Genomic DNA, 12,326 nt, shown 5'->3' with positions numbered 1-12,326 from the left:
ACATCGCAAAACTTTTTTCAAAAAATGTCGCAACGCCCTGAGAACACTAGACTTGCGCAACGAAAAAAAATCAAGGGACATCATGACGGGCCACTCAATCTTCAAATGAGTAATATCATTATACATTAATCTTCTTCCTAAAAAAGTTAGAGAATGCCCCAAAAAATAAAAACGGAAGATAAAGTTATTGAAAACTAATGAGATACACAACTAGTTGTTATCCGAAGTTTCATTGACCCATTTATTGGTGAGTTCTATATAATCGAAATCTAATGCACTTGGTTGCCTTTCTAGCTTGTTCTTAGCAAAAGCACGTTGCAAGATATCTTCTATAAGATAGTCCTCTTGCACACTTTCGGGATGATACTCTCTTTTGAGGGAGATCTCGAACATACTGGCAGTGGTGTTATACCAGAAAGCACGCCATCCGCTTCGCAATCTCCTAACCAACTCAAAGGCGGTATCGCCGGTTTGCCGGTGAATCAGTTTCACAAGGATCTGTCCTTCAGTACGCGTAAACTTCTTTAATTCTTCGGTAAACTCTTCTTCAATGTACTTTTGAACTCGTTTGGTATATTTTCTTTTTTGCCTTTTTGATTTGATATTGTTCAAACGTTCGTTTAAGGTCGTGAGTCTTTCGGCTGCCAGTTTTGCATAAGGATAGACCTTTAGCGTTTTTCTTTTCAATATATAATAACGAATCTTATCATCACGAGAATTGAACTTTAGTTGATCAAAAATGATCACTTCTTGAAGATCGATCGCCGCTCGCGGAATGGAGTCTCCTTCAATAATAATGTATTGTGGCTCCTCATAATGAATAGTATCACTCTTTACAGGCTCCTGCGCACTAACGAGTAAAGAGCAGAACATACAGATCATATAGATAAAGGGCTTTTTCATCATAAGAAGCTTATCATCAAATTTCTGAACTCAAAAATACTAATTATACCATGACAACTATTATATACGTATGAATATTGTTATTTTCGTCAGAAAAATAATCGAAGATGGCAAAAAAGGCTTTATTGAATAAAAAGTCGATGACTTTTTTAGAGAAATATTTAAACAATGCGTCCCCAACAGGATATGAGTGGGAGGGCCAAAAGCTTTGGATGAATTACCTTAAACCTTATGTTGATACTTTTATCACGGATACATACGGGACGGCCGTAGGAATTATAAATCCAAAAGCTCCTTATAAAGTAGTGATCGAGGGACACAGCGACGAGATCTCTTGGTATGTCAATTACATCACTGATAATGGTTTGATCTATGTTATAAGAAATGGTGGCAGCGATCATCAGATCGCCCCATCGAAATGCGTTAACATCCATACCAAGAAAGGAATAGTAAAAGGTGTATTTGGATGGCCGGCCATACACACCAGAAAATCAGAAAAGGAAGAAGCACCGAAGCTAGACAACATATTTATTGACATTGGTGCGAAAGATAAAGATGAAGTTGAAAAAATGGGTGTACATGTAGGATGCGTGATCACGTATCCTGATGAATTCCATATAATGAATAAAGACAAGTTTGTCTGTAGAGCCATTGATAACAGAGCTGGCGGATTTATGATCGCTGAAGTTGCTCGTCTATTGCATGAAAATAAGGTCGACCTACCCTTTGGGCTATATATCACAAACTCCGTACAGGAAGAGATCGGTTTAAGAGGGGCTCAAATGATCACCGAAACGATCAAGCCAAATGTGGCCATCGTTACCGATGTTTGCCACGACACCACGACTCCTATGATCGAGAAGAAGAAACAAGGCCACACTGAAATCGGAAAAGGCCCAGTGATCTCCTATGCGCCAGCAGTGCAGAACAGACTAAGGGAGTTGATCATCGGAACCGCCGAGGAAAAAAGGATTCCCTTTCAACGCATGGCCTCATCGAGATTCACAGGAACGGATACCGATGCCTTTGCCTACAGTAACGGAGGGGTACCATCTGCACTGATCTCCTTACCATTGCGGTACATGCACACCACAGTAGAAATGGTACATAAAAATGATGTGGAGAATGTGATCAGATTGATCTATGAAACACTATTGAAAATCAAACCGGGTGACACTTTTAGTTATTTCGACTAATTAGAGTACAAAATAACACTATATGATCAATGGACGAGCTTGTCGACATCTTGAATCCGGATGGAAGCTATAGTGGTAGACACTGTCTAAAGAGTGAGGCGCATCGTTTAGGTCATCTTCACCCTACGGTGCACGCTTGGCTGTATTGCAATGCTCGCGGTATATTGATGCAGAAAAGAAGTGAGAATAAGAATACTTTTCCCAATTTGTGGGATGTCTCCGTCGCAGGACATGTTGGGAGCGGTGAAGATATAACTACGGCTGCGCTTAGGGAAGTGAAGGAAGAGGTAGGTTTGGAGCTCCGTGTCGCAGATTTGGAGCGAATCGGAACGCACTTGGAACGTCACATTCATTCAGAAGATTTCATCGATAATGAACTTCATCATATTTTCTTAACTGCAATATCACCGTCATTTACGCCTAGCGAACTTCAATTAGAAGAAGTAACAGCGGTAAAATTTCTTTCTCCAAAAGTATTGAAGAGCGCTCTTGAGAACAAAAAAGAGGCCAAGCGCTTTGTACCACATGCCAAAGCATATTATGATTGGGTGATTACTGTGATCGAAGATCGAATAAAGAGCTAAACAATGATGAAGAACACCATCGCAGAAAGAATCTCAGATTTTTTAAAGGACTTCCCTCCTTTTGACTCCCTTAGTAGAAAAGACCTATACCCAATTGCCAAGGAAGTTCAGGTTATTTATGTAGAAAAAGGTCAAACCATATTTAGCGAAGGCGATGCGCCACATGATATGTTCTACGTGGTTCATAAAGGTGCAGTGGTACTAAAAAAAACAACTGGAGAAGATACCAATGCCATTGATAAATGTGATGAAGGCGATATCTTTGGACTAAGACCTTTAGTGGCCAAAGAACATTATATGATGCATTCAATGGCAGAGGAAGAAAGCATCTTGTACGGAATTCCGATAGCTACTTTTAGGCCCTTGGCCGAAAAAAACATTGCTGTCGGCTATTTTTTGGTTGAGAGTTTCGCTTCCAACACCAGAAATCCATATTCGAAGGAGCATCGAGGGAAACTCTATTCCGATGAGCTCTCTGCCACAGATAGTTATTCTGACCTATTTGAGATACAGCCTGCCAGATATGTAAAGAATCCTGTGACCTGCAGCGAGGGGACAACCATAAAAGAGGCCGCCATCATAATGCGAAACAGGCAGTTGGGATCGATCGTCGTTGTAGCGCAAAACCGGCCCATTGGAATTGTTACCGATAAAGATCTTCGAGCCAAAGTAGCTACGGGAGAAGTTCCCATAACCGATTCGGTCTCGGAGATAATGAGCGCTCCAGTAATTTGCTATAAGAAGGGCATTACCATAGCCCAAGCGCAAATGGCGATGATGAAGCACAAGATAAGACGTCTTTGTATTACTAAAGATGGAACACCTCATTCGAAACTTATAGGTATCCTAAGTGACCACGACATTCTAGTGGCGAAGGGAAGTAATCCTGCTGCACTACTTAAAGCAGTAATGTGGGCCAAAAGCACCAAAGAGTTGAAAAAAGTAAGAGGTAAAATTATGGTCTTACTTAAAGGCTACATGGAGCAAAATATTCCGCTGGTCCATGTTTCCAGAATTATCACCGAACTCAACGATGCTACCATAAAGAGCGTTGTAGCACTTTCGCTGAACAAGATGCCATCTGACCCACCGGTGAACTTCGCATGGATATCATTGGGCAGTCAGGGTCGGAAAGAGCAGTTATTGCATACCGACCAAGACAATGCAATCGTTTTTGGAGATGTGGATGAAGAGCAGCTAGCGACCACCAAGGCTTATTTTGAAAGTCTCGCCCAAAAGATCAACAGGCGCCTCCATAAGATCGGTTTTGAGTATTGCCCTGCCGAAATGATGGCGAGTAACCCAAAATGGTGTTTACCCTTATCCGATTGGAAAGCGCAATTTTCTCAATGGATCTCAAAACCCGGAGATGAAGGGATCTTATTATCATCAATTTTCTTCGATTTTGATATCTCGTACGGCGATATCACTTTAACTAGACAGCTTGGCAACGTCATTCATGAGCAGATCAAGAAACATCCTATCTTTTTAAAGATGTTGGCGAAAAGTGCTTTGCGAAACCCTTCGCCTCTCGGCTTCTTTAGACAATTCCTGTTAGAGCCAGATGGTGAATATAAAGACACTTTCGACCTCAAGGCCAGAGCTTTGATGCCCATAACAGATGCCGGTAGAGTGTTGATCCTATCTCACGATGTTGAACATATAAATAACACCGCCGAACGTTTTGAAAAACTAGCTGCTTTAGAGCCCGAAAACAAAGAAACATATCTCAACTGTTCATATGCGGCAAAGGCGCTCTTGAAGTTTAGAACAAAGCAAGGACTTCAAAATAACAATTCTGGTCGTTACATCAATTTGGAATCTTTAGGGAAGGAAGAAAAGATAAAATTGAAACGTTGTTTTAAAGCCATCAAGGAAGTACAACAGATCATCTACGTGCGATACCATCTAGCCAATAGTCTCTAATATGTTTACACTTAGAAAAAGAAAACGATCGGAACTGCCAGATTTTTGGCTTGCCTATGAGTCGCATTTCGCAGATAAAAAACATGCATCCATCGATGAGACACGCTTTGTGGTTTTAGACACAGAAACCACTGGCTTTGACTTTACCAAAGATCGTATCTTAAGCATTGGGGCTGTCTCGGTAAGAAAACAAACTATCGCTGTTGCAGATGTTTTTGAAGTCTATATTTTACAAGATCATTTTAATCCTAAGACCGTTGAGATCCACGGCATCCTAAAAGAAGAAAAATTAAACAAAGTAGAGGAATTAGATGCGTTGAAAATGTTCTTGGATTATGTAAAAGGTGCCATTATCGTCGCACATCATGCCTATTTTGACATTACCATGATCAATAGAGCCCTGAAACGACATCATTTGCCTTCATTGAAAAATTTGGTGATGGATACGAACGACCTTTATAAAAGGACCCGGATCGCCACCAACCTAATCGACCGTGATAAAAACTACAGCTTGGATGAGATCTGTGATGCCCTTCTCGTACCTCTCAAGGATCGGCACACAGCGGCTGGGGATGCTTATCTCACTGCAATCGCATTTCTTAAGATCATTTCCAAACTCAAAAAAGGAAATCGCAAGCTCAGCCTGAAAAAGTTACTTAAAAAGTGAGAAAGGCCATTAACGGCTTTGCCGCAATGTTCTGAGGCTTTCGACAATAACAGCGACGATGATCATCGCACCTCCCAACAAGGTGGTTATGGCAGGAAACTCGCTTAGGAACAGCATTCCCAATATAATACCGTAAACGGGCTGTATGCTGCTGATGATGCTCGCGGTAGTGATAGAAAAGTGCCTAAAACTCATGAGGAATAAGGTATGCCCCATAGTGGTGGTGATCAATGCCAACATGATGAGCGAGATTCCATACGAAACGACATCCTCTTCTGGATAAAGAAACAAAGCGGGCAAGGTCATCAGCGCAATGGCTATGAGTTGATACAACATAAGGACCGAGCCGTTATATATTTTTACGTGTGGCTTCATAAAGAGGTTACGCAGCGCATAGCAAAACGCCGAAGCGATGCCACAAAGTACAGCGATCGTATATCGATTCTCAAAGCTAAAATCGGGAACCAAGAAATAGATTCCCAGAAGCACCAAAATTGCTAGTAAAATATGGATGCTCTGGAATTTAGTTTTAAGGATAATAGGCTCTAAAAATGCCGTGATCACCGGATATGTGAAAATAGACAACATCCCTATGGCCACGTTGGAGAGCTGCAAAGCATAAAAATAGAGCACCCAATGCCCACCCATCAAAAAACCATTGAATAAGATCTTGATGGTATCGCTTGGGGAATTCAGTTTGAGTTTGTATCTCTTGAACTTGCAAAATAGATAAAGAAAAAAAACGGCCAGTAAGGCTCGGCAAAGGATCGTGAGCATCGGAGGTAGGGCGATGTATTTCCCCAACGGACCAGAGGTGGAAATTAACAGTGTGGCAAGGTTCAATTCTAAAACCCTGATCAGGTATTGCTTCTTTGTCGTCAAATGAAAGGTCGATTATATATTTGGCAGCATCATCGCATTAATTGCTTTGCCTTCTCTCTTATGATGTCTCCAACAGGTCGATTCTCTACTTTGCTCTCTAACCACGAGATGATGTCCAAATATAGGAATGCCCGTTTTTCGTAAGGGTCATCCTCAAATCTTTTCAATACTTTGAGTAGCTTCTTGAATTCCTTCTTCAGTTCATGTGGGTAAATGTCCCCCAGCCTCCTCAAAAACTTGATCATCTCCTTTTGCACCTCATGAAGGTCATTCATCTTTATCAAAAATTTGTACGTGCTCTTCAACTGCACGTCCAGATGATAGTCCATTCCCGCCTCGTAATGGGCTACCAAACTCAATACTCGGGCAAAGCACATAAGGTCCTCACGCATCTTTAAACTCTTGTTATCGATGATCTTCGTTAAGTATTCTATACATTTTCGATTATCCCCCATCCCAAAATACAAACAGGCGATCTTATAATAGAACACCATAAAATGATGCGCATCTATTCTATTCTTATGTTCTTTGAGACCTTTATTGATCTCTTCTATAAGATATTCCCCTTCTTGAAAACTACCTTCCAAAAAATGAAGATTCAACCTATTGTTGTAGAGATATAAAAAAGCTAAAGAAACCACATTGTCATTCTTTGGAAACTTACCCCAATGAAGGATCTCGTCCAATTGTTCTAGCGTTTCTTTGAATTTGGTCCGGTGCTTTAAAAAGTATAAGGATTCCAGTAGGTAATGGTTCCCTTTTAGATAGAACACTGGATTTAAAGCGATCATCGCTTCGTTCTCGTGAAACAGCTGCACCCAACGACTAGCATATTTAAAGCACGATAAGAAATCGTGCACCAAAAAACTATACCACAGATGAGCTTTATTTGACCAAAGCTTTTCTCTGAAATTTAATTCTTCATAGTTATATTCTGGCAACCCTGCGTAAAAGTATTGTGTGATTCTGCGATACTCCTCATCGTCTTTCACATAACCAGATTTCAGCATGATGCCGTATAATTGTAGCGATAGGTTCGATAATTTACTGGCCAACACATTTTGTCTGCTCAACTCCTTTGCCTGAGTCGACAATTCTTCGGCTCGTGTAGATATACTTCTGGTAATATATTGTGTCTCTATGATCTTTTCGAGCTCGACGATCTCATAGGCCATATTTTTCTCCTGATTTTCAATGGCCATATTCTTTGCCTTGTCCAACAGCTTTAAACTTTGCTTATAAAGTCCTTTGTGATAGAGGATCGTTGCAAAATCTAGTTGTTCTCTTATTTGAAAACGAATATTGTGATGTGTAGGATTTAAACGCAGGCTAACCAACAACTGCTTATACAAATGTGCTTTGAGATTTGAAAGTTGCTGTTTTTTAACGATACCGCTCTTCAGAATGACTTCCTCATCATATTCGGTCATCTTGTCAAATAAATTGAAAAGCGATAAAAATTTTGCATCGGTATTACCGCCCAAACGCCCCACATATAGTTTAAACTGTCTCTTCTCAGATTTGGATAGGGATTTCACCAAGATAAATAGAGGATCGTTCTGGCCGTTAGTCATTGTAGTTATTTGAAATTTAAATAATTGGTTATCAGTGAATTAAGTTGAAAAATTGACTTTTAAACATTGTAAAGGAGTCGGACTTTTCTGAACCTTTCATCTATCCAAAATATAAATTCGTAATAGAAAAAGAAAATTACATCAATAAAGAATTTATGAATAACGAAAAAGTACAGATTTTCGATACCACATTAAGGGATGGAGAACAGGTGCCGGGTTGCAAATTGAACACCGAACAGAAGTTGGTGATCGCAGCACGGCTAGACCTACTGGGTGTGGACGTCATCGAGGCCGGATTTCCCATTTCAAGTCCTGGCGATTTCAAATCGGTACAGGAAATTGCGAAGATCGTCGAGAATGCGACGGTTTGTGGTCTTACCCGATCGGTCAAAAAAGATATCGAAGTAGCTGCTGAGGCGCTGAAATATGCCAAAAAACCTAGGATTCATACTGGTATTGGCACTTCTGATTCCCATATAAAATATAAATTCAATAGTACAAGAGAACAGATCATTGAAAGAGCGGTGGCCGCCGTAAAGTATGCAAAATCCTTTGTAGAGGATGTTGAATTCTATGCAGAAGATGCCGGACGTACAGATAATGAGTTCTTGGCAAGGGTCTGTGAAGCGGTGATCAAAGCTGGGGCCACGGTCCTGAATATTCCGGACACCACAGGTTATTGCTTACCAGAACAATACGGTGCGAAGATGAAATTTTTAAAGGAAAATGTGCGTGGAATAGACAAGGCCATTCTCTCGTGTCATTGCCACAATGATCTTGGTCTAGCAACAGCGAATTCTATAGCCGGGGTCATCAACGGTGCCCGCCAAATAGAGTGCACGATCAATGGTCTTGGTGAAAGAGCCGGAAACACTTCTTTAGAGGAAGTAGTGATGATCCTGCGCCAACATCCAGACTTAAAACTCGATACGAATATAGACACTACGTTGCTTTACAGCACAAGTCTGCTGGTTTCCGATAGTATGAGTATGCCAGTACAGCCAAACAAGGCGATCGTTGGAGCGAATGCCTTTGCCCATAGCTCGGGCATTCATCAAGATGGGGTGATCAAGAATCGTGAGACTTATGAGATCATCGACCCAAAAGAAGTTGGGGTCACGGAATCTGCAATCGTTCTTACCGCGAGAAGCGGAAGAGCTGCATTGGCCTACCGAGCTAAGAATGTTGGATACGAACTCACCAAGCTTCAATTGGATGAGGTGTACCAAGAGTTTCTAAAATTTGCCGACACCAGAAAAGAAGTTAAGGATGATGACATACATACCATCTTAAAAAGATGTAGTGTATATAAAGAGATCGTTGCATAATGGGAAAGACCTTATTTGACAAAGTGTGGGACAGTCATGTCGTAGACACCATTAAAGATGGCCCACAGATCTTGTATATCGACAAACATTTGATCCACGAAGTTACAAGTCCGCAAGCATTTGCAGAACTAGAACAACGCAATATCCCAATTTTTAGAAAGGAGCAGATCGTTGCCACAGCAGATCATAATGTGCCTACAAAGGATCAACATCTACCCATTCAGGATGTGCTCTCTCGCAAGCAAGTTGCCCAATTGACAAAGAATTGTACGAAGCATGGAATTACACTCTACGGACTTGGTCATCAGTATCAAGGTATTGTGCATGTGATCGCACCAGAATTGGGAATTACGCAACCTGGAATGACGATGGTCTGTGGAGATAGTCACACCTCTACTCATGGTGCATTTGGAACCATTGCCTTCGGAATTGGGACAAGTCAAGTGGCTCAGGTCTTCGCAAGCCAATGTTTGCTTTTAACAAAACCCAAGAGCATGCGCATTACGGTAGATGGTACTTTGAAAGAAGGAGTACTACCCAAAGACGTGATCTTGTATATCATCGCCAAACTCGGCACCAACTCTGGTACCGGCTATTTCGTTGAATATGCTGGTGATGTGTTTGAGAACATGACTATGGAAGGTCGTATGACAGTTTGTAATATGAGTATTGAGATGGGCGCTCGTGGCGGTATGATCGCTCCGGACGAGACCACCTTCAGTTATATAAAAGGAAAAGAATTTGCCCCGAGCGGAAGAGACTATGAAGAAAAAGTAGCCTATTGGAAAACATTGCCCACGGATGCAGACGCATCCTTTGATAAAGAATACCATTTTGATGCTTCAGACATTGAGCCTATGCTTACATATGGAACCAATCCTGGCATGGGAATCAAGGTGTCTGAGCACATACCTGAACTCGACAATGCGTCCTTTGAAAAATCGCTCGAATACATGGGATTTGAAAAAGGGGAATCATTGCTCGGGAAGCAGATCAACTATGTATTTATAGGAAGCTGTACCAATTCTAGGATCGAAGATTTTAGAGTTGCAGCAAATTATATCAAAGGGAAGCAAAAAGCACCCAATGTCAATGCATTAATCGTTCCTGGCTCACAACAAGTAGCGCAGCAAATTATCCAAGAAGGTCTCGCATCAGTATTTGAAGAAGCAGGATTTGAATTACGTCAACCAGGCTGTTCTGCTTGTTTGGCCATGAACGACGATAAAATACCTCCGGGTGAATACTGCGTCTCCACCTCCAACAGAAATTTCGAAGGGAGACAAGGACAAGGCGCCCGTACTATCTTGGCCAGTCCATTGATGGCCGCTGCGACGGCCGTCGAAGGAAAGATTGTCGATTTCACGAAGAAAAGTGAGCTTGTTCATTAAATACAAGGCATTCTTAGCGACCACAAAAAAAGACATCCCATGGAAAAATTCATAAAATTGGTTTCATCTGCCGTTCCACTGCAGATCAAAAATATAGATACTGATCAAATTATTCCAGCTCGTTTCCTCAAAGCTACCGACCGAAAGGGTTTTGGAGATAATTTATTCAGAGATTGGCGATATGACCGCGAAGGTCAGTTAAAGAAAGATTTTGTCCTCAATGACCCCACATACAAAGGGTCCATCCTTGTGGCTGAAGATAATTTTGGGTGTGGAAGTAGTAGAGAGCATGCGGCATGGGCGTTAAAAGACTATGGCTTTAAGGCCGTAGTCTCGAGCTATTTCGCTGATATCTTTAAAGGAAACGCGTTGAACAATGGATTGCTACCAGTACAGATCTCTGAAGCTTTTTTAAAAGATATCTTTAAAGAAATATCCAAAGACGCAACTGCAGAGATCGAGATCGATCTCGAGGCCCAGACCATCACTATCCTAGCATCTGGAAAACAGGAGCGCTTTGATATCAATGCCTACAAGAAGACCTGTATGCAAAATGGCTATGATGATATCGACTTTTTGGTAAACAATAAACATCTCATAGAGGCTTATGAGGCTTCAAGATGATGTTGCTCATTCAAATCCCTATTTTACGATAAGGGGTTTAATTGTTTCGCCTGGGACAGAAATTGAAACGAAGATACGCTGATATAAAGAACACTAATTACATCATTCATCAATGAAATTAAAAATTGCAGTTTTAGCGGGAGATGGCATTGGGCCTGAGGTAACGGCACAAGCTATAAAGACACTTGAAGCCATAGCCGAAGTCTACGACCACGAATTTGAATTTGAGAGTGCTCCGGTCGGAGCGGTCGCTATCGATGAGACTGGAAACCCGCTTCCAGAAGAAACACTAGACCTTTGCGAAGCCAGTGATGCGGTATTGTTTGGGGCCATCGGTGACCCTAAATATGACAACGACCCTTCGGCCAAAGTACGCCCAGAACAGGGGCTATTGAGGCTAAGGAAGGGCTTGGGGCTTTTTACCAATATTCGTCCTATTAAAGCGTATGAGACCTTGATCGATAAATCTCCCTTGAAAAGAGAAATTATTGAAGGTACCGACTTCACGATCTATCGCGAATTAACGGGGGGCATCTACTTCGGAGAAAAGCAATTGTCCAAAGATGGGAAAGAAGCTTCCGATCTTTGCTCCTATTCCGAGAAGGAGATCGAGCGTATTGCCCATTTGGCATTTAAAGCCGCTAGAAACAGAAAAAAGAAATTAACATTGGTGGACAAGGCCAATGTTCTTGAGACCTCTCGACTATGGCGAAAAGTTGTTACGGCAATCGGTAAAAGTTATAAGGATGTTTCGTTGGATTTCTTATTTGTAGACAATGCGGCCATGCAGATCATTTTGAATCCGAGCCAATTTGATGTGATCCTCACGGAGAACATGTTTGGCGACATCATCTCGGACGAAGGTAGTGTCATTGGAGGTTCTATTGGACTTTTGGCCTCTGCCTCCGTGGGAGATAAGAGTGCTTTGTTTGAGCCGATCCATGGATCCTATCCGCAAGCAAAGGGTAAGGACATCGCCAATCCGATCGCCTCTATCCTATCGGCTGCGATGCTCTTAGAACACTTCGGACTTCACGATGAGGCCGACTTGATCGATCAAGCGGTAGAGCGCGCCTTGGAAATTGGAATGGTCACTCAGGACCTTGACAAGGATAGTACTTATGGCACCCGTAAAGTGGGTGAATTCATTGCTGATTATATCCTTACCTTCGATGGGGAGTTGTTCATCAATAAAGATAATATAGATATGGGGCAATCGACGATCATTTAAATTATTCTAATATGACGATG

At 41.6% G+C, this 12,326-nt stretch carries 11 protein-coding genes; 8 read left to right on the top strand and 3 right to left on the bottom strand.

Translation table 11 applies throughout. The features are described 5' to 3' along the window. Window positions 1-210: 210 nt before the first annotated feature. Entirely contained in the window at window positions 211-873 is a 663-nt protein-coding gene (locus ACFQ1M_RS09685) for a DUF4294 domain-containing protein (RefSeq protein WP_386407552.1), read from the bottom strand. 137 nt (window positions 874-1,010) lie between these two features. Between ACFQ1M_RS09685 and ACFQ1M_RS09680 the strand changes: the two genes are divergently transcribed. The 4 genes from ACFQ1M_RS09680 to ACFQ1M_RS09665 are packed head-to-tail and all read left to right on the top strand — an operon-like array spanning window position 1,011 to window position 5,276. Further along, window positions 1,011-2,099, top strand: coding sequence for a M42 family metallopeptidase (locus ACFQ1M_RS09680; RefSeq protein WP_386407550.1), 1,089 nt, complete (start codon window positions 1,011-1,013; stop codon window positions 2,097-2,099). Between the two features lie 29 nt (window positions 2,100-2,128). Continuing rightward, window positions 2,129-2,683, top strand: coding sequence for an NUDIX hydrolase (locus ACFQ1M_RS09675; RefSeq protein ID WP_386407547.1), 555 nt, complete (start codon window positions 2,129-2,131; stop codon window positions 2,681-2,683). 3 nt (window positions 2,684-2,686) lie between these two features. Then, the gene (locus ACFQ1M_RS09670) at window positions 2,687-4,609 is read left to right on the top strand and encodes a DUF294 nucleotidyltransferase-like domain-containing protein (protein WP_386407544.1); all 1,923 of its coding nucleotides are present in this window, start codon (window positions 2,687-2,689) and stop codon (window positions 4,607-4,609) included. Between the two features lies 1 nt (window position 4,610). Then, window positions 4,611-5,276, top strand: a complete 666-nt coding sequence (locus ACFQ1M_RS09665) for a 3'-5' exonuclease (protein WP_386407541.1) — start codon at window positions 4,611-4,613, stop codon at window positions 5,274-5,276. Between the two features lie 9 nt (window positions 5,277-5,285). On the opposite strand, the gene ACFQ1M_RS09660 is transcribed toward ACFQ1M_RS09665, so the two are convergent. Together ACFQ1M_RS09660 and ACFQ1M_RS09655 are read right to left on the bottom strand one after the other, a co-directional pair. Further along, entirely contained in the window at window positions 5,286-6,158 is an 873-nt protein-coding gene (locus ACFQ1M_RS09660) for a DMT family transporter (protein WP_386407538.1), read from the bottom strand. Window positions 6,159-6,187: 29 nt separating this feature from the next. Continuing rightward, window positions 6,188-7,732, bottom strand: a complete 1,545-nt coding sequence (locus tag ACFQ1M_RS09655; RefSeq protein WP_386407535.1) for a hypothetical protein — start codon at window positions 7,730-7,732, stop codon at window positions 6,188-6,190. 155 nt (window positions 7,733-7,887) lie between these two features. On the opposite strand from ACFQ1M_RS09655, the gene ACFQ1M_RS09650 reads away from it, so the two are divergent. From ACFQ1M_RS09650 to leuB, 4 genes are all read left to right on the top strand, one after another. Further along, window positions 7,888-9,060, top strand: coding sequence for a 2-isopropylmalate synthase (locus ACFQ1M_RS09650; protein ID WP_386407532.1), 1,173 nt, complete (start codon window positions 7,888-7,890; stop codon window positions 9,058-9,060). Then, window positions 9,060-10,451, top strand: a complete 1,392-nt coding sequence (gene leuC / locus ACFQ1M_RS09645; protein WP_386407529.1) for a 3-isopropylmalate dehydratase large subunit — start codon at window positions 9,060-9,062, stop codon at window positions 10,449-10,451. Before ACFQ1M_RS09650 ends, leuC begins: the two co-directional genes overlap by 1 nt. Before the next feature lie 39 nt (window positions 10,452-10,490). Further along, window positions 10,491-11,075 (top strand): 3-isopropylmalate dehydratase small subunit, encoded by a 585-nt coding sequence (gene leuD / locus ACFQ1M_RS09640; protein ID WP_386407526.1) that lies wholly within the window; start codon window positions 10,491-10,493, stop codon window positions 11,073-11,075. Window positions 11,076-11,187: 112 nt separating this feature from the next. Continuing rightward, a complete protein-coding gene (gene leuB / locus ACFQ1M_RS09635; RefSeq protein ID WP_386407523.1) occupies window positions 11,188-12,306 on the top strand; it encodes a 3-isopropylmalate dehydrogenase in 1,119 nt (372 codons plus the stop codon). Window positions 12,307-12,326 lie beyond the last annotated feature (20 nt).

Source organism: Sungkyunkwania multivorans, assembly GCF_042675645.1.
Classification (GTDB): domain Bacteria; phylum Bacteroidota; class Bacteroidia; order Flavobacteriales; family Flavobacteriaceae; genus Sungkyunkwania; species Sungkyunkwania multivorans.
Note: the sequence above shows the minus strand (reverse complement) of the source record. Positions and strands in the feature narration are given on the sequence as shown.